Genomic DNA, 17,425 nt, shown 5'->3' with positions numbered 1-17,425 from the left:
AGGGACTGCAGTGGTTGCCGGTGTCTTCCTGGCCCTTCTGGGCTGAGGCTCTTTCTTTTAAAAATTTTGAAACGGCTCACTTGAGCCTTATGGCGTCGAGGTTGTTGGGGGCGCGAGTTGAGATGCCAAACTTTCTGTGTACGCTTGTCGAGAGGTCGAGGCACTTATGAGACTCGCCATGGACGGTTATTATGCGCTCCGGCCTCGGCCTGACGCGGGCGACGTAGCTTATCAGCTCCCTCCTGTCCGCGTGGCCAGAGAAGCCGTCTATCGTGTGGACCTTCATGTTGACGTTGACAACCTCGGTTCTGCCATCCTCTCCAACAAGGGGTATCTCCCTCAGGCCCCTCTGAACCTGCCTTCCGAGGGTTCCCTCAGCCTGGTAGCTCACGAAAATTATGCTGTTCTTGGGGTCCGATGCAAGTTGCTTGAAGTACTCAACGCTCGGCCCGCCGACGAGCATGCCGGAGGTGGCTATTATTATCGCGGGATCACCGCTGTCTATTATATCCCCTCTCTCGCGGGAGTTCGCGACAGGCTTAAAGGCCGGGTTCAGGAAGGGGTTGTAGCCCTCGTGGAGTATCTGCTCGCGGAGGTTCTTGCTGAGGTATTCCGGATAGGCAGTGTGTATGGCGGTAGCCTCCCATATCATTCCGTCGAGGTATATCGGAACGTCTATACCACCAACTCTCGCATACTCTTCGAGAACCATCATTATCTCCTGAGCCCTTCCAACTGCCATGGCCGGTATGAGAACCTTTCCACCGCGCTTTATCGTCTGGTGGATTATCTCGATGAGCTTCTTCTCGGCCTCATCGCGTGGCATCTGGTAGTCGTTGCTCCCGCCGTAGGTGGACTCCATGACAAGGGTCTCAAGCCTCGGGAACCTGCTCACGGCCGGCTCGAAAAGCCTTGTGGGGATGAATTTGAAGTCCCCGGTTATGGCTATGTTATGCAGTCCGTTGCCGATGTGGAGGTGGACTATCGAAGAACCTAGTATGTGTCCAGCGTTGTGGAGGGTGAGCCTTATGTCCGGGGCTATGTCTCTTACTTCCCCGTAGTCGAGGGTTATGGTGTGCTTTATGACCTCCTTTATGTCTCTAGGGCGGTAGAGGGGTTCGACACCGTTCATCTTCTGGATGTCTATAAAATCCTGCTGGAGGAGAACCATCAAGTCCCTCGTGGGCGGAGTGGTATATATCGGCCCGTCGAAGAGCCTGTAGCGGAAAAGGTAGGGGAGCATACCGCTGTGGTCAAGGTGGGCATGGGTGATTATTATGGCATCGAGGAGGCCCTCGTCGAGAACGTAGCGGAATTCTGGAGCATCGAAGTGAGGGAAGGCCTTGAGAGGGTCCTTTAGAGTTGCTATGTTGACGCCGAAGTCGACGAGGACGTAACTCTCGTCCGTCTGGATGAGGAGGGAGCTTCTCCCAACCTCACGGAAGCCTCCGAGGCCTGTTATCCTTATCCATCTGCTCTTGTATTCCGATTTTCTGTAGATGTTTCTCCCGGCCTGCCTAAGGAACTTCCTCCTGTCCTTGCTCTCGTTCTGGAGTATCTGCCTTATCGAGTATATCGTCTGGCTCTGGAGTGGTGGTGTCCTGACGGGCCTTGGCGCCCAGTGAACCTTCTGGGTTATCAGGCGAAGCGTTTCCCCATTCTTCCCTATAACGAGGCCGGGCTTCTTGGCCTCTATTATGACCTCCCCGACGGAAGGGTCGAAGCTTATGTTGGTTATCTCCGCCTCGGGCGGGACTATCTCCTTTATCATCTCCTCAGCCTTCTCCGGCGGGATCAGTATGTCCGGATCAGGGCGAACGCTGATGCGCTTCTTCAGGACTTTAGCAAGGTTCCTTATCAGGTCACCGTCCCTCATGAGGACTTCTGGGTTCTTAGTGTATATCACGAGCTCCGGCCCCTCGAACTCTATCTCGGTTATCTTAGCATTGGGTGGCACCATCTGGCTGATTACTTCCCTTATCTCTTTGAGTATGTCGTCAACGTAGGTCTCCCTTCTTATCAACGCCACCACCTCACTCAAGAAAAGCCCTGAGCTCCTCCTCGCTCCACTCGCGGTAGCCCTCCTTGGTTATCGTCACGAGGGTGAGGCCACCTCCCGTGAAGACATCCCTCCTCGTCGCGACCTTGATCCCTTTGAGGGCGAGCTTTATCCCCTCCTCAACGGAGAGATCTTCACGGTAGTTCTCCTCAAGTATTGAGAAGGCAAACTCCATGCCCGAGCCAGCGGCAGTAAACTTATCCTCGGTAACGCCACCGGCCGAGTCTATTGAATACAGCCCGGGTTCCTCGTCGTAGCCACCAACGAGAAACCACGCGTAGTAGGCGTAGCCCCTACCACCGTGAAGAACATTGGCCGTCAGCGTTGCAAGGGCCTTTACAGACATCTCTTTCCCGACCCTTGCCCTGTAAAGCCTTGCCTCGGCCCTGAGAAGTCTGACCAGACCGAGGATGTCCCCAACGCTTCCGGCCCCGGCCAGTGCCAAGTGCTCGTCTATCTGGAATATCTTTGTAACGTTCTCGGAGAGCACCATGTTGCCAAGCGATGCCCTCTTGTCCGCAGCTAAGACTATGCCGTCCTTACAAACGATGCCAACGGTTGTTGTGCCCTTTAGGCCCTCAGCCAACTGCAACACCCCTGGATTTGGTTTTAGAACAGAAGAATCCCTAGGAACTGCTTAGGGAAAGAGTATTTAAAGGTTTCGCCTGAATTAATTGGGTGATTGCCATGGGAAAGGAGGTAATACTCCTAACCGGCCCGCCCCTCAATGGGAGGGACGAGTACATAACTGAAGCCCTCAAACTAGCAGAGGGAGAGGGCTACGCTTATTACCACGTCTTTGACTGGCTCAGAGAAGTTGGAAAGGAGAGGGGAGTCAAGATAACTAGGAAGAACGTTCTCGACTTCGCGATAAGTCACCCAGACCTCATGAACGAGATAAGGGACGAAGCCTTCGCCAGGATAAGGGGAGAGATAGACGGAAGTGACAAGACTTTCCACCTAGTTTCAACGCCCAGTTTGTTCCGCTGGGGGAGCGGGAGCGTCATAGGCTTCACCCTGAGCAACCTCAAGCTCCTAAAGCCAGATAGGGTGATAATAGTCCTTGACGACGTCCTCTCCGTCAGGAGGAGAATAATTGATGATCCAGAGTGGTTCGAGCGCTTTGGCGAGAGCCCGAGCAACATAAAGCTGACGACACTCGTCATGTGGAGAGAAGATGCAATAAACCACGTCAAGACCCTCGTCCACGAGCTGAAGAAAGAGGGGCTAAACGTCCGCTACATCCTTCAGTTCGGCATAAGGCATCCAAAGGGGGTCTTCCTCGACCTCATCTTCAGGGAAAAGGAGAAGCCCCTGGTCTACCTCAGCTATCCGATGACCGGCCACGAAAAGGAGTACTACCACCGCGTTAGAGGCTTCTACCACAGGTTGAGCGAGCACTTTACAGTTCTCGATCCCGGGGCTCTCGATGACTGGTGGGTGGTCGCTGAATACGACGAGCAGGTCTCGAAAAACCCATCGATACAATACATCAGGATAAAACACCTCCTCGACGGCGAGGGAGAGGAGGAACTCGAAAGGGAGGACATAGAGCAAGCGACAGACATACTCAGGAGACAGCTCGTTGAGCGCGATTTTAACCTTGTCGACGTCAGCAAGGCAATAGCGGTCTATCACTATGCCGAAGGAGTCTCCGCCGGTGTTATAAGTGAGATGGCCGAAGCTTACAGAACGCTCGCTGCAATATATCTCTACTATCCTTTCAAGAGGCGCCCGAGTCCCTTCATGGAGTTCTACGGCATGCAGAACCCCTCGCGGAGAACCATGTTCAAGGACGAAGAGGAGATGATAAGGGCAATGGTGGAAGAAAAAGAGTACTGGGCGAAGGTGTGAAGCCTTCCCCTTTGCATTTAATCACCTGAAGATGAGAAAGCCTTGTGCCAGAAAATTGAGTCAATCCATCCAAACAAGAGGAGAAAAGAAAAGAGTCACTTCTTCACCCATCCGCGGTGCTTCATGGCCTCGTAGACCCTGCTGACAGCGACGACGTAGGCAGCATCGCGCATGTGGATGTTCTTCTCCTTGTGGGTGTTGAAGACGTCCCAGAAGGCCTTGGTCATCTTGTGGTCGAGCCTCTCCCTGGTCTCCTCAACCGTCCAGTAGAAGCCGTTTATGTTCTGAACCCACTCGAAGTAGCTGACGGTAACGCCACCGGCGTTGCACAGGAAGTCCGGGATCTGAAGAATGCCCTTCTCGTAGAGTATCTCGTCTGCTTCGGGAGTAACTGGTCCGTTGGCAACTTCAGCAACGATCTTGGCTTTGATGTTGTCGGCGTTCTTCTCGGTGATGACCTCCTCTATTGCCGCTGGAGCGAGGATGTCAACGTCGAGCTCGAGAAGTTCTTCGTTGGTTATGTTCTGGGTTCCGGGCATGTCCTTGACCGAGCCGTGCTCCCTCTTCCACTTGAGGACTTCGTCAGCCGGCGGAATTCCGTCGGGGTTGTAGATACCGCCCTTGCTGTCGCTTACAGCGACTACCTTCATGCCGAACTCCTCGCTGAGGATCTTGTGGAGGAAGTGGCCGGCGTTACCGTAGCCCTGTATGGCTATGGTCTTGCCCTTGAGGCCGTCCCAGCCGAGGGCCTTAGCTGCCTCGCGCATGGCAAATGCCGCACCGCGGGCGGTTGCGTCCATTCTGGCGACTATACCACCGACTCCGGGTGGCTTGCCGGTTATGACGCCGAAGGCCGGGCCCTTGCGCCTCATTATGGTCTCGTACTCGTCCATCATCCAGGCCATTATCTTGGGGTTGGTGTAGACGTCTGGAGCCGGGATGTCGGTCCAGGGCCCGATGACGTCGTAGATTGCCCTGATGTAGCTCCTCGCGAGCCTCTCCTGCTCCCTCTCGGAGAGCTTCTTCGGGTCAACGATTATGCCGCCCTTGCCGCCACCGTAGGGGAGATCCATAACGGAGACCTTCCAGGTCATCCAGGTTGCTAAGGCCTTAACGGTGCTTAAGGTCTCCTCCGGGTGCCAGCGGATGCCACCCTTAGTAGGCCCGCGGGCCCAGTTGTGCTGAACCCTGAAACCGGTGAAAACCTTGACGGAGCCGTCGTCCATCTCAAGGGGAACTGAAACCTCAACGATCCTCATGGGCCTCTTAAGCCACTCGAGGGCCTCTTCGCTTATGTCCATGAACTGGGCGGCCCTCTCAAGCTGCTGGATGGCCATCTCAAAGGGGTCCATCTCGACCATAGTCATCACCTCGGGTTTCGGTAATCTGCGATATTCGTTACGGCCTTTGCATATATAAACCTTTCGGGAAAGGGGAAAGGAGAACGCTTAGTTTTCAACAAAGAGTTTTCATCACAAATTTTCGAGGGAATAAAAAGTTCTCTTGAAATTCTGAGCTAAAAGAAGTAATGTACATTCAAAATTTTCTGGACGGCAATGGACTTAAAAATCCGTTAATGAACATTTAATGGGCCCTCAGCGAGAAGTCGGTCATCACAGGCTCAGCTCACTCACGTTCCAGTCATTGGGCCCGAGGACTCTAGGCAACTCCTTAGAAAAGACTTTCGCCTTGCACTTTCATTGACGTTTTTTTGAAAGGATAGAACGTTCAATTGTCAGAATGATACTAAGGAAAGGGCTTTATACCATCGGATTGAAAAAATGACAAGAGAGAACCTCAACTTAATCGGTGCCAGCGTAAATCGTTTTTCGTCGAAAATACCGACCAAAAAGCTTTTTATATAATGCATGCTCCAATACATAGTGCCCATATCCTGGGCAACAATGAGATGTTAAGAACCCAAGAAGCTCGGAGGTGATCCAGAATGGAAGCCCAGAGGGATCAATGGGCGACCAAGCTCGGTTTGATTCTAGCCATGGCCGGCAACGCGGTCGGCCTTGGTAACTTCGTCAGGTTCCCGACCCAGGTCGCCCAGAACGGCGGCGGCGCCTTCATGGTGCCGTACTTCCTGGCGCTGTTCCTTCTTGGAATACCCATAATGTGGGTTGAGTGGGTTGCAGGTCGCTACGGTGGCAAGTACGGCCACGGTACCATCGGTCCAACCTACTACCTGATGGCGAGGGAGAGCCTCAGCCCGAGGGGAGCACTTGTAATGGGTGTTATCAGTGGTATGGTAGCGTTTGGTGGAGTTACCCTGCTCAACAGCTACTACCTGCACCTCATAGGCTGGTCCGCAGCCTACACATGGTTCAGCATAACCGGGGCGTACTTCGGCAAGAGCACGGGGCAGTTTTTCGGCAACTATCTGAGCAATCACGCCGAGGTGTTCATCTTCTGGGGCATCACTATAGTCACCATAGCCATAGCCGTTGGAAGGGGAATCAGCAAGGGTATAGAAAGATGGGTTAAGGTAATGATGCCATTGCTCTACATCTTCGCTATTATATTAGTCGGCTATGTTTTCGTCCTTGGCGCACCAATCAACCCCAACTGGAGCACATTAGACGGATTCTCTTTCATATGGAGTCCCAACTGGGCTTACCTCAAGGAGCACTTCGCCGCCGTCATGCTTGCGGCAGCAGGGCAGATATTCTTCACGCTGTCGCTGGGCATGGGTATCATCCAGAACTACGCGAGCTACCTCGGCCCCAACGATGACGTCGCCCTCTCTGGAATAGCCACCGTTTCACTCAACGAGTTCGCAGAAGTCATCCTCGGCGGTTCCCTTGCAATACCGCTGGCAACGGCATATGCTCCGAAGATAGTGCCAGCAAACGTCCTCGACCAAGGCAAGAACGCAGCCCTTGCATGGATCGGCCACAAATTCGGCCTCGGTTTCGCATACACCAGCCTGCCGAACGTCTTCGTCAGCATGGGTGAAGCCGGAAGGTTCTTCGGCGCACTGTGGTTCCTGCTCCTGTGGTTTGCGGGATGGACTTCGGCAATAGCAATGTACAACTACCTCGTTGCGCTCTTTGAGGAGGATCTCAACATCAAGAGAAGCATTGGAACCTGGCTCGTCCTGCTGATATACTTCATACTGGGACTGCCGGTCATCTACATAGGTCTCGACAAGTACGTTACCCCACTCGACAACTGGATCAGCTTCCAGCTCACCCTGCTGGCACTGCTTGACATTATAGTGGCAGTGTACCTCTTCAAGCCCAGCAACTTCTGGGAGGAGCTTCACAAGGGAGCCTATATCAGAGTCCCAACTGCCTACAAGTGGGTTACCCTCATCGTGGCACCAATATTTCTGCTGATCCCGCTGGTCGGAACGTTCAAGGGCTTCGTTAGCGGCGAAATTCCAGCGTCCGTTGGAGCAGCAATAATAATCATGTTCATCATCGGAGCAGTAGAAACATACTTTGCCATCAAGAAAAAGTATGGAGAGGAGATAAAGGAGAACAGAGTGCTAGTGAAGATCTGAGGTGGTGACAATGGGAAGCTGGGTAATCTACATGATAATAGCATGGATCGTGATCCTTGCCTTAATGTTCTGGAGCATCGGCAGGCTTTTGTCCGCCGAGAAGGCACAAGGGTCTTAAACCCCTTTCTTTTTTAGGTTTTTGGAGGGATAAACGTGAAGAGTCCCGCGATTCTTGAGGACACTGCCGAAGTTCTCGAAACAACGATACCCCGGGTTGAGAGGTTAACTGTTCTAAACGAGAAGGAGAAGAGAAAGGTAATCTCACTCATCAGAGAAGCGGCCGAAAACTTCAAGGCGCTGGCCGAGAACGTCAAAAAGGACAACGTCCAGCTGGCGGAGTTCTTCTTTAAGAAGGCCAAGGAACTGAAGAACATGAGCACTGACAATGGCATAGAGAAGGAAGGAAAGAAAAAATACATTGAGCGAGCTAAGAAGATGAACTTCTACTCAAAGTCCGCCGTGTATGACTTCGATCCAGACATGCTCAAGGCACTTAAAAAGGCTTACAGAACGTACCTCTTTGGAATGACGGCGTTCTTCCTGCTGGTTGGTGTTTATATGAGCCAGGTAATGGCCGTAACGGCTTTGATACTGGCAATTCCCACGATCCTCTCGATGCTCTCCCTTCAGAGAAGGGGATACCTCGGTCTTCTTCTGGCGTATTCAACGATACCAATACCGATAATCCAAGGAGCAATGGGACTAACCTACGGACTGAGACAGCTGACCACCCCTGGGGCAATTGGAAAGATAACCGAGATGATAAACAAGAGCCCCAGCTTCGTCAAGGGATGGCTCATCTTTATGGTGATCCTGAGTGCAGCCGAGCTCTACCTAATACTCTACGGTTCGTACCTCCTCTACAAGCACAGGCACGCCTTTCTCTGACCCTTTCATTTTCCGTTGTTCTACGGCCGGGTTGGACCCCTCAAGAGATCTGCTCCACAAACTTCCTGAGGCGCTTTATCGAAATCCGAGTCTTCTTCGCCAGTCCCTCAAGGTCAGCTCTCTTGAGATCCTCAATGGTGTGAACTTCAGCCCTCTTGAGCTTCTCCAGGGTCTTCGGCCCTATGCCCTTTATTGAGAGCAGATCACTCTTCTCCTTCTTGGAGCTCAGCCTCTTCTTAACCTTTGGGGCCCTCTCGACCCTCTTCTTCTCCCTCCTCGCAACGGTCTCAATGGCTATGGCCGTTGAATAGGCCCTCTCTTCGGCCACCGCGGGAGCCTTCTCTTCAGACTCCGCCACTTCTTCAGGGGGCACTTCAGGGGGCTCGACGTACTCCTCAAGCTCAGGCGGGTTCTCGCTCACGTAGTGCTCGACTATAACGGGCCTGAAGGGATTGTCGCGCTCCTCAAGTTCGTTGAGGATGACTCTATCGAACTGCCCGGTTCTGAGATACTTAACCAGCTCGTTGGTGAGCCTGTGAAAGTCCCTGCTGTGCACAAGAACCCTCCTCCTGGCGTACTCTTTAGCCTGACCCGTCGTTATGAGGAACTGCCAGTCACTGCCCTCAAGGATCATTAGCTCCCTGGCGAGCTGACCTATGACGCGGTTCACTGTACTGTCCCGCCCATGGAACCTGCTGGCTATGGCAACCATCCGCTCCTCGGCGCGGTAGACGTGCTCCCACGTCCACTCCGTTTCTCCATTCCACCACGTCGAGTGGTCGGCATTCGCCCCCCATGATCCCTCGGGAAGCTCTATCTCGTGCCTCCTGCCGGAATACCCCTCAAGGAAGCGGGAGAGGCTGACGGTCTCTATCCCCCTGATTGCCATCAGCTCAAGGACTCTGCCGAGCCATTTGACACCCTCAAACCACCAGTGGCCGAAGAGTTCGGTATCATAGGGGGAAACCACTATCCCTCTCTCCCCGGTTTTCTCTTCAAACTCCCTTAGGAGTCTCTCAACCAGTGAGACGAAGTGCCTTGCGTGCTCTTCGACGCGCTCCATCGCCTTCTCTGGGTCGTAGAATTCCTTGTCTCCGAGTTCAACATCCTTTCCAGTTATCCTCCAGTACTGCCCACCGCTCTCCGGGGCCTTCCTGTGGAACTCCCTGTACCAGAAGTCGCCTGGGTAACCGAAGTGGGCGTTCCACACCTGGTGGCCCGTCTCCCTGTTCCTCGCAAAGACGGCAACGTTCGAGCCCTTCACCCAGTAGGGCCTGAGGGTGCTCTTCTCACCGCTGTAAGGAGGTATGTCACCGTAGCCCCCGGACACTGGTCCCTCATCGATGAGTTTGCTCTCGACGAAGAAGTACCTTATCCCGAACTCCTCAAGGAACTTCTCTATACCCTTCCTCCTGACCTTCCTCCCTCCAGGGAGCCCCCACTCTCCAGCGGGTCTGTAGGCGCACTCCGAGAGCCACATCCCTGCTGGTTTCCTCCCGAAGTGCTTCTCGTAGGTGGTTATTCCATTGGCTATCTGTGCCCTAATTGCCTCATCTCTGAGGAGGAGGGGCAGGTACGCATGGGTTGCCGGCGAGGTTATGACCTCCACATATCCTTCTCCTTGGAGCTCCCTGAACTTTCCAATAACGTCGCCGTTTATGGCCCTCCAGTAGGAAAGAACCTTCTCGTAGTGCTCAAGGACAGCTTTAACCGCCTTCTTGGAGTACTTGCCCGATTCGAGGTCTTTCCTCGTCTTTTCTATTTTATCAAGGAGGTACGTCTGAAACCCAGCCTTCAGGTAGTCATCGGCGAGCTGTTCCATGAGGACGGGGGTTATGTTGACAACTATCTGGAACCTGACGCCAGATTCCCTGAGACGTTCGAACTCCATCAGCAGGGGCAGGTAAGTCTCGCTCATTGCCTCATAGAGCCACTCCTCCCCAAAGGGCCATTTTCCATGTTTCCTCACGTAGGGGAGGTGGCTGTGCAGTACGAACGTGAAGTATCCAATCATGGTATCACCGGGGGTGTTATTACACTATCGTATTTAACTTTATCCAGTCCAGAAGTGTCGTCCGTGACAGAAATGGACATTCAAGCTTATAACCTCCAGCTTCAACTTCCCCCGGTGGGAAGATGAAGGAGGAGATGAGTTCCGTTGACATACGCTACATCGTGAGGGAGCTTCAGTGGCTGGTCGGTTCCCGCGTTGATAAGGTCTACCACGACGGCAACGAGATAAGGATAAAACTCCGAACCAGAGAGGGGAGGGCCGATCTAATCCTCCAGGCAGGAAAGAGGTTTCACCTCACGAGCTACGTCAAGGAGGCTCCAAAACAGCCCTCGAGCTTCACGATGCTCCTCAGGAAGTACCTGGGAGGGGGCTTCATAGAGGGTATAGAGCAACACCAGTTCGACAGGATTGTAAAGATAAGGGTCGGAGACTACACACTAATCGGTGAGCTCTTCAGGAGGGGGAACGTCATCCTCGTCGATTCAGGTAACAGAATAATCTCCGCCCTGCGCTATGAGGAGTACAAGGATAGGGCCATAAAGCCCAACGCCGATTACAGGTTCCCTCCAGCCAGGGAAAACCCGCTTGAGGTTTCGTTTGAGAGATTCCTTGAGCTGATGAGGGAGAACGAGAGCTTAGAACTCGTCCGCGCTCTGGCGAGAAAGCTCAACATGGGTGGTCTCTACGCCGAGGAGATTTCCATTAGGGCGGGCTTTGAAAAGACAACGCCGGTTAAGGAACTGAGCGACGACGACCTGAGAATGGTCTATGCGGCAATGTTAAAGACTTTCAACGATGAACCAAAGCCGAACATCGTTTTCAAGAACGGACGTATGCACGACGTTGCCCCGATAGAACTGAGGGTCTACGAGGGGTTTGAGAAGCGGTATTTTAAAACCTTCAGCGAGGCCCTCGACGAGTACTTCGGGAGGATAACCGTCGAAAAGGCCAAAGAGGAGCAGACTAGGAAGCTCGAAGCCAGAAAGAGACAACTCCTCATGACGCTCAAGAAGCAGGGGGAGTTGCTCAAGGGGTTTGAAAAGGCGATGAACGAGAACCAGAGGATAGGCGATACAATCTACGCGAACTACACCCTCATCGAGAGGCTTTTAGAGGAGTTCAGGAAAGCCACCGAGACCCTCGGCTGGGAGGAGTTCAAGCGCAGAATCGAGGAGGGCAAGAAGGCCGGAAACAAGGTTGCCCTTCTGGTTCAGGGTATCGACCCAAAGGAGAAGGCAGCAACGATTGAACTCGAAGGGAAGAGGGTGAAGCTCTACCTGAACAAAAGCCTAGGGGAGAACGCAGAGCTCTACTACGAGAAGGCCAAGAAGTTCAGACACAAGTACGAGGGAGCGCTTAAAGCCTACGAGGACACCAAGCGAAAGCTCGACGAGGTCGAAAAGCTCATCGAGGAAGAGATAAAGAAAGAGGTGAACGTAAAGAGGATCGAGAGAAGAAAGAAGAAGTGGTTCGAGAAGTTCCGCTGGTTCCTTTCGAGTGAGGGCTTCCTTGTTTTGGCTGGAAAAGACGCGAGCACCAACGAGATTCTGATAAAGAAGCACATGACCGAAAACGACATCTACTGTCACGCCGACGTCTACGGTGCTCCTCATGTCGTCATCAAGGAGGGCAAGAAGGCCGGGGAAAAGACAATCTTTGAGGCCTGCCAGTTCGCAGTCTCGATGAGCCGTGCCTGGAGTCGGGGGCTCTACTCGGCCGACGCCTACTGGGCCTATCCGGAGCAGGTCACGAAGCAGACACCGAGCGGTGAGTACCTCGGCAAGGGGTCTTTCATGGTCTACGGCAAGAGGAACTGGCTCCACGGACTCTCGCTGAGGCTTGCAGTCGGTGTTGCAACATACGATGGCGAGGAATACGTTGTGTGCGCGCCAGTTGACGCCATCAAGGCCCACACAAAGAGATACATCGTCATAAGGCCGGGAAGGCTTAAGAAGGGTGAACTTGTCAAGAAGATAAAGGGCGTCCTCGAAAAGTGGGGTTACAAGGTGAGGGAAGAGGATTTAAACGCGGTTCTCCCCCCTGGAGGGGGGGAGATAGTTGAGATTGTTGGATAGTTACTTCCCCCCCTTTCCACCCCCAACGAGACCAATGAGGAATCCAATCCCGCCGACGATGTAGCCGTAGGAAATTATGTTGAAGAGCTCCTTGCCCGTCGTTACCCAGAGGGGGTACGTCAATAGGGCCATGCCTATTATCCCGAGGAGATGGCCTCCCCTCCCCCCGGTGAGCCCGAAGAGGGCCCCAATGAGTATCAGGGAAACGCCCACAACGTAGGACAGGAATAGCATTGAAGCATTTGTGGGGTTCTGGTTGAGCTCCTTTACAGTCTCCTCTATCTGAGTGACGTTGCTGTAAAGTCCCTTCACAATCTCCATCATAGTAATCTGCTCGGTTCCGTACCACTTCTCGGTCTGGAACCACGGCATCAGGAAGGAGAAGAGTACCAAGACCGCAGCGAGAAACCCGACGATCCTCATGGTGCATCCCCCCGTGTGAAAGGAGGTTGATGCTTTAAACCTTCCCCTCAGACGAGTCCTTTTCCAGTTCCTGTCATGACGAGCTTTCCGTGCTTAACGCCCTTGAGGCTGAGAAGCCTGTCGGCTATTTCCTTTATCCTGCCAGCTTTGCCCCTGACTATTACAACCTCAAGGCAGTTGTGCTCGTCCATGTGGACATGTACACTCGAAATGATCTCCTCAAGGTACTCATGCTGTAAATCGAGGAGCTCCTTTACAACGTCGGCCTCGTCGTGGTTGTAGAGCATCGTTATCGTCCCAGCGACCTCAGCGTTCCCAACTTCCCACTCGTGCCTGACTATGAAGTCCCTCATAAGGTCCCTTATGGCCTCGCTCCTGTTGACGTAACCCCTCTCCTTGATTATCCTGTCAAAGCCTTCCAGCAGCTCCTCGGGCACCGAGACACCGAAGCGGACTATCTTCATAGCACCACCAATATAAGTGTTCACATCCGAGTTAAAAAGATGTTCCAAAAGCCTTATTATCCCTCCACCCAAACGCCCAACCATGAAGCTCAACGAACTCTACCCTCTGGCGAGGCGTGAGTTTGCCGAGGATCTGGTATTCGAACTGGTGGGCGAAACTCCTGTAACGCTTTCAATAAAGGGCCTCTTAATAGCGAGAAGCCCAAGCAAGGGCTACAACTTCTCGTTCTTTGAGGTCACAAGTAATGACTTCGTGCTGGCGGTTCAGATGAAGGGCTTCGTGCTCTACATCGGAGTCGAGAGCGACGAGGAACTCGACGAGGAGGAGTTTATTGAGCTCGGAAGGGCCCTGCTTGAGTACCTAGCCCCCAAGATAGCGACCCTCATTACCAAGGCAGAAAAGAAGTACTCCGGGAAGGCGGACATACTCCTCGACGATGGCATGTCCTCCGAGCTGAAGGAGTTCTTCTTCTCCCTCCTTGCAAGACACAGGGTCGGAAAAAGCCCCCATGAGAAGACCGGGATGGCACAGGGGTGGTGAAGATGAAGAGGGTTCTCGGGATCATCGTAGTTATCGCGGTTCTGGCTTCGGCCCTCTACTACTGGGAAAGAGATGAGCTGAAACCCGTTGAGAAGCCTGCCCTCTGGGGCCTCACCGACCCACCGGCCCTGGCCAATATGAGCTGGGAAAAAACCAGAAACGCGGAAGTCCTAAAGGTCGAGAACGGAAGCGCTCCACAGCTCTACGGGGAGGTCATAGCCGAGCTCCAGGATCTGGGCTATGCCATGTCCTCTGGAAACTGGAGCAGGACGAACTGCCAGTGGAGCCTCTGGGAGAGGGCAGGTGGAAAGACTTACTACGTGGCCTACAACGGGAGCACCTTCCTAGCCGTCAGAGGAAAATCAAGCGGTGTCCTCAACGAGACCCGGCGGGAGTGGCTCTGCGGGAAACCCTCAGGTTTGTTCATAGCGAGCGCCCCAAGCCCGTGGAAGGCCGCTGAGGTTCTGGCGATAGGTCTCGGGAAGGAACTCATGGACGCCAACATCTCCATCGGACAGGCAAACTGGAGCGGGCCACTTCCCGACTGGTACTTGGCAAAGTTCTCCTTTGGGGCAAAGGCAGGCGACGGTGTACAAGTGCTCATACTGATATATTCCAAGGATGATCAGGTCAGGTATGCTGAATACGTCCTCAGGAAAGCCGACGGGAGCCTAAGGTTTATGGAGAGCGACGCCGGGCAGTATCGGGCTCTCATTGTCCTGAAGGGAAGAAAGAGCGACGTTGATAGAGTTCTCTCAGTCCTCGTCGGGGCGCCGAAGGCCTGATGTTTGGACAGATTTTTTCAAATTTTCCCCGTCCTTTTTGTCAGACTATCGAAGTTATTTCCAAAAAACATATAAAGGAGGAAACATTCTGCACTACGATGTCCAATGACTGCTAGGAGTGATCGTTTTTGGCTTTGAGTGTGTCCCTCTAATCAATGTCCCTAGCCCACAACCTCAAGGGCGGGATTGCTTTTGGTGCTGAACTGAACAGGGGGGCTTGTTTTTGGCGGGCATAGCCGTTATCCCCTCTTTTCAGGCTTAGTCCTTATGCTCATTATTCCCTCGCTTTTGGGACTTTTCTTCCAAAAATCAAGCCGGAGGTGTTGGAATGAAAGCCGTTCTTCCTGACTCGAAGATACCAAAGAGGTGGTACAACATCCTACCGGATCTTCCGGAGCCCCTAGAACCGCCCCTGGATCCAGAGACCGGCGAGCCCGTTGAACCGGAAAAGCTGCTGCGTATCTTTGCGGAGGAGCTGGTGAAGCAGGAGATGAGCAGCGAGCGCTACATGGAGATACCCACGGAGGTCAGAAAACTCTACGCCAAGATAGGCCGTCCAACCCCGCTTTTCCGGGCGACGCACCTTGAGAAGGCCCTTGGGACGCCGGCTAAGATATACTTCAAGTTCGAAGGGGCAACTGTAACTGGAAGCCACAAGATAAACACGGCCTTAGCTCAGGCCTACTACGCCAAAAAGCAGGGCATCGAGAGGCTCGTGACCGAGACCGGAGCAGGCCAGTGGGGGACGGCTTTAAGCTTAGCCGGAACCCTCCTCGGACTTAAGGTCAGGGTTTATATGGCCCGTGCCAGCTACCAGCAGAAGCCCTACAGGAAGACAATAATGCGCCTCTACGGTGCTGAAATCTACCCGAGCCCGAGCGACAGGACCGAAATCGGGCGGAAGTTTTTGGCAGAGGATCCGAACCACCCCGGTGGCCTTGGCATAGCGATAAGTGAAGCAATTGAAGACATTTTAAGGGACGAGAAGGCCCGCTACTCCCTCGGGAGCGTTTTAAACCACGTCCTGATGCACCAGACGGTCATAGGGCTTGAGACGAAGGAGCAGATGAAGGAGTTCGAAGAACCGGACGTTATAATCGGCTGCGTCGGTGGCGGGAGCAATTTCGCCGGTTTAGCTTACCCCTTCGTGAAGGACAAACTGGACGGCAAAGCCGACTACGAGTTCATAGCGGTCGAGCCGAAAGCAGCTCCGTCCATGACTCGCGGCCTCTACAAGTACGACTTTGGGGATTCGGGTGGCTACACCCCAAAGATGAAGATGCACACTTTAGGTCACACCTACTATGTCCCGCCGATACATGCAGGCGGACTGCGCTACCACGGATTGGCGCCAACGCTGAGCGTTCTCGTCAACCATGGCATAGTGAAGCCAATAGCATATCACCAGAACGAGGTTTTCCAGGCGGCACACCTCTTCGCCAAGACAGAGGGGATAATCCCCGCTCCCGAGAGCGCCCACGCGATAAAAGGCACGATAGACAGGGCCCTGAAGGCGAAGGAGGAAGGAAAAGAGGAGGTCATACTTTTCAACCTCAGCGGACACGGCCTTCTCGACCTTCAGGGTTATGAGGACTACCTGGACGGGAAGCTTGAGGATTATGAGCCCGACTACTTCCCTGCTTTAGAAGAGCCTTGACTTTTCTTTTCATTTGAGCCTAGACAGAATCCTCCTAGGATAGAAGTTCAAACTGGCCCTAGCCTCAGGGACTTCCATACCGATGTTTGTCCCGAGGCTCATCAAATCCCCCGGAGAGCGGACCTCCCACCTGCTCTCGGCCGAGCTCGTTATGAACCTAGGCACCCGGTACTTTTTGGTCAGCTCCCACACCTTCATCATGAAGCGGAGCGTGAGGGTCCTCTCGTATGGACTGGCCTTCAGAAGGGGCGAGAGAGAAAAACCTATCGCGACGTTTCTCCTTGAAGCCATTCCAGCTAAGGTGTGGTCGAAGCCCGAGTCTTTCCTCCCGAACCAGGGGCTTATGAGGGCATCAACACCACTCTCAATAGCCGCCCTGTTGACCCTCATGTCGCCACCCTGAACGTAGAGGATGGCCTTAAGGTTTCTGCGCTTTACCTCCATTATCAGGCTCGGTTTCTTAGTAACGATGAGGAGGGCAACCTCCCCGTATTTTTCCCGGAGTTCCTTCAGCTCCTCCCTTAGAATACCCCACTCAGGTTCTCCCGTTAGAACGAGCTTTCTGGTAAAGACAACTTTATTGAACCACTCACTTGCGAGCTGGTAGGCCTCCTCATCTCTCACGTCCATTTCGACGAAGTAGTTCCGGGGAAGGCTTTCTTCGTTCATTTCTCCAGCCACTCCCTTACCGCCTTCACTACGGACTCTTTCCTCATCGGGAAGGCCTTGACCTTTATCCTCACCTGGATAACATCGGGGCCTTCATCGACCTCTGCTTCACCCAGGTAGGCCTTCTGCTTGTTGAAGCGGATGTAGAGGATTCCCTCCTCATCAACCTTCTCGTCGAGGTGTTCGAGTAGGTATTTCCTGTCCTCATCGCTCAGGAGCTCTCTGAAGTACCTGAGGAAGACTCTCACTGACCTGTTCCTCTGTATCTCGACGTTGACGACCCTTATCGGGTTGCCAAAGAAGCCAGTCGTTTCCTCAACGTCAAAGTGGACGTCATCGTCGTCAATCTCATCAGGAATGAACGTCGCTATCGCCTCAAGAACCTTGTCCTCATCCTCGGTCGCCTGGATGAAGGTGGTAAGCCTGACGTGATGGGCCTGAAGCTTTGCCATTCCTATCACCGAAAAAAAGTTGGGGGGAGGGTT

General features: G+C 53.5%; 15 protein-coding genes. 7 read left to right on the top strand and 8 right to left on the bottom strand.

From position 1 onward, the window contains the following. Positions 1–76 precede the first annotated feature (76 nt). Together MVD07_RS02970 and psmB are read right to left on the bottom strand one after the other, a co-directional pair. Positions 77–2,023 carry a beta-CASP ribonuclease aCPSF1 gene (locus tag MVD07_RS02970; protein WP_297498452.1) on the bottom strand — a complete coding sequence of 649 codons (1,947 nt, stop codon included), beginning with the start codon at positions 2,021–2,023 and terminating at the stop codon, positions 77–79. Positions 2,024–2,033: 10 nt separating this feature from the next. Continuing rightward, the gene (gene psmB, locus MVD07_RS02965) at positions 2,034–2,645 is read right to left on the bottom strand and encodes an archaeal proteasome endopeptidase complex subunit beta (RefSeq protein ID WP_297498440.1); all 612 of its coding nucleotides are present in this window, start codon (positions 2,643–2,645) and stop codon (positions 2,034–2,036) included. Positions 2,646–2,746: 101 nt separating this feature from the next. On the opposite strand from psmB, the gene MVD07_RS02960 reads away from it, so the two are divergent. Then, complete coding sequence (locus tag MVD07_RS02960; protein WP_297498450.1) at positions 2,747–3,913, top strand: hypothetical protein; 1,167 nt, start codon at positions 2,747–2,749, stop codon at positions 3,911–3,913. 95 nt (positions 3,914–4,008) lie between these two features. Here MVD07_RS02960 and gdhA read toward each other — a convergent pair whose 3' ends face one another. Then, the gene (gdhA, locus tag MVD07_RS02955; protein ID WP_297498438.1) at positions 4,009–5,274 is read right to left on the bottom strand and encodes a glutamate dehydrogenase; all 1,266 of its coding nucleotides are present in this window, start codon (positions 5,272–5,274) and stop codon (positions 4,009–4,011) included. A 584-nt stretch (positions 5,275–5,858) separates the two neighbouring features. On the opposite strand from gdhA, the gene MVD07_RS02950 reads away from it, so the two are divergent. Next, positions 5,859–7,424: a sodium-dependent transporter gene (locus tag MVD07_RS02950; RefSeq protein ID WP_297498436.1), complete on the top strand. Its 1,566-nt coding sequence runs from the start codon at positions 5,859–5,861 to the stop codon at positions 7,422–7,424. Between the two features lie 153 nt (positions 7,425–7,577). After that, positions 7,578–8,312: an alpha-glucosidase gene (locus MVD07_RS02945; RefSeq protein WP_297498434.1), complete on the top strand. Its 735-nt coding sequence runs from the start codon at positions 7,578–7,580 to the stop codon at positions 8,310–8,312. A gap of 40 nt (positions 8,313–8,352) precedes the next feature. Here the strand turns inward: MVD07_RS02945 and MVD07_RS02940 are convergent, their stop codons facing one another. Continuing rightward, the gene (locus MVD07_RS02940) at positions 8,353–10,326 is read right to left on the bottom strand and encodes a 1,4-alpha-glucan branching protein (RefSeq protein ID WP_297498432.1); all 1,974 of its coding nucleotides are present in this window, start codon (positions 10,324–10,326) and stop codon (positions 8,353–8,355) included. A gap of 122 nt (positions 10,327–10,448) precedes the next feature. Between MVD07_RS02940 and rqcH the strand changes: the two genes are divergently transcribed. Next, complete coding sequence (rqcH, locus tag MVD07_RS02935; protein ID WP_297498431.1) at positions 10,449–12,401, top strand: ribosome rescue protein RqcH; 1,953 nt, start codon at positions 10,449–10,451, stop codon at positions 12,399–12,401. Here the strand turns inward: rqcH and MVD07_RS02930 are convergent, their stop codons facing one another. Both MVD07_RS02930 and nikR read right to left on the bottom strand, forming a co-directional pair. Next, on the bottom strand, positions 12,402–12,824 hold the full coding sequence (locus tag MVD07_RS02930) for an amino acid permease (protein WP_297498428.1): 423 nt from the start codon (positions 12,822–12,824) through the stop codon (positions 12,402–12,404). 47 nt (positions 12,825–12,871) lie between these two features. Next, a complete protein-coding gene (nikR, locus tag MVD07_RS02925; RefSeq protein WP_297498426.1) occupies positions 12,872–13,288 on the bottom strand; it encodes a nickel-responsive transcriptional regulator NikR in 417 nt (138 codons plus the stop codon). A gap of 82 nt (positions 13,289–13,370) precedes the next feature. Here nikR and MVD07_RS02920 point away from each other — a divergent pair, with 82 nt between their 5' ends. From MVD07_RS02920 to MVD07_RS02910, 3 genes are all read left to right on the top strand, one after another. Continuing rightward, positions 13,371–13,829 carry a hypothetical protein gene (locus MVD07_RS02920; RefSeq protein WP_297498423.1) on the top strand — a complete coding sequence of 153 codons (459 nt, stop codon included), beginning with the start codon at positions 13,371–13,373 and terminating at the stop codon, positions 13,827–13,829. After that, on the top strand, positions 13,826–14,614 hold the full coding sequence (locus MVD07_RS02915) for a hypothetical protein (RefSeq protein WP_297498422.1): 789 nt from the start codon (positions 13,826–13,828) through the stop codon (positions 14,612–14,614). Before MVD07_RS02920 ends, MVD07_RS02915 begins: the two co-directional genes overlap by 4 nt. A 328-nt stretch (positions 14,615–14,942) precedes the next feature. After that, positions 14,943–16,271, top strand: coding sequence for a TrpB-like pyridoxal phosphate-dependent enzyme (locus MVD07_RS02910; RefSeq protein WP_297498419.1), 1,329 nt, complete (start codon positions 14,943–14,945; stop codon positions 16,269–16,271). A gap of 9 nt (positions 16,272–16,280) precedes the next feature. On the opposite strand, the gene MVD07_RS02905 is transcribed toward MVD07_RS02910, so the two are convergent. Both MVD07_RS02905 and MVD07_RS02900 read right to left on the bottom strand, forming a co-directional pair. Continuing rightward, the gene (locus tag MVD07_RS02905; RefSeq protein WP_297498448.1) at positions 16,281–16,940 is read right to left on the bottom strand and encodes a Ribonuclease P protein component 3; all 660 of its coding nucleotides are present in this window, start codon (positions 16,938–16,940) and stop codon (positions 16,281–16,283) included. Then, entirely contained in the window at positions 16,937–17,392 is a 456-nt protein-coding gene (locus MVD07_RS02900; RefSeq protein ID WP_297498446.1) for an RNA-binding protein, read from the bottom strand. The genes MVD07_RS02905 and MVD07_RS02900 overlap by 4 nt, the downstream gene beginning before the upstream one ends. Positions 17,393–17,425: the final 33 nt, after the last annotated feature.

This window comes from Thermococcus sp., from assembly GCF_027008145.1.
GTDB lineage: Archaea > Methanobacteriota_B > Thermococci > Thermococcales > Thermococcaceae > Thermococcus.
Note: the sequence above shows the minus strand (reverse complement) of the source record. Positions and strands in the feature narration are given on the sequence as shown.

Bases quoted from the DNA above. Each gene is read 5' to 3' on its own strand.
- MVD07_RS02960 (WP_297498450.1), top strand. From the start codon at position 2,747: ATGGGAAAGGAGGTAATACTCCTAACCGGCCCGCCCCTCAATGGGAGG.
- gdhA (WP_297498438.1), bottom strand. From the start codon at position 5,274: ATGGTCGAGATGGACCCCTTTGAGATGGCCATCCAGCAGCTTGAGAGG.
- MVD07_RS02950 (WP_297498436.1), top strand. From the start codon at position 5,859: ATGGAAGCCCAGAGGGATCAATGGGCGACCAAGCTCGGTTTGATTCTA.
- MVD07_RS02940 (WP_297498432.1), bottom strand. From the start codon at position 10,326: ATGATTGGATACTTCACGTTCGTACTGCACAGCCACCTCCCCTACGTG.
- rqcH (WP_297498431.1), top strand. From the start codon at position 10,449: ATGAAGGAGGAGATGAGTTCCGTTGACATACGCTACATCGTGAGGGAG.
- MVD07_RS02930 (WP_297498428.1), bottom strand. From the start codon at position 12,824: ATGAGGATCGTCGGGTTTCTCGCTGCGGTCTTGGTACTCTTCTCCTTC.
- nikR (WP_297498426.1), bottom strand. From the start codon at position 13,288: ATGAAGATAGTCCGCTTCGGTGTCTCGGTGCCCGAGGAGCTGCTGGAA.
- MVD07_RS02920 (WP_297498423.1), top strand. From the start codon at position 13,371: ATGAAGCTCAACGAACTCTACCCTCTGGCGAGGCGTGAGTTTGCCGAG.
- MVD07_RS02910 (WP_297498419.1), top strand. From the start codon at position 14,943: ATGAAAGCCGTTCTTCCTGACTCGAAGATACCAAAGAGGTGGTACAAC.
- MVD07_RS02905 (WP_297498448.1), bottom strand. From the start codon at position 16,940: ATGAACGAAGAAAGCCTTCCCCGGAACTACTTCGTCGAAATGGACGTG.
- MVD07_RS02900 (WP_297498446.1), bottom strand. From the start codon at position 17,392: ATGGCAAAGCTTCAGGCCCATCACGTCAGGCTTACCACCTTCATCCAG.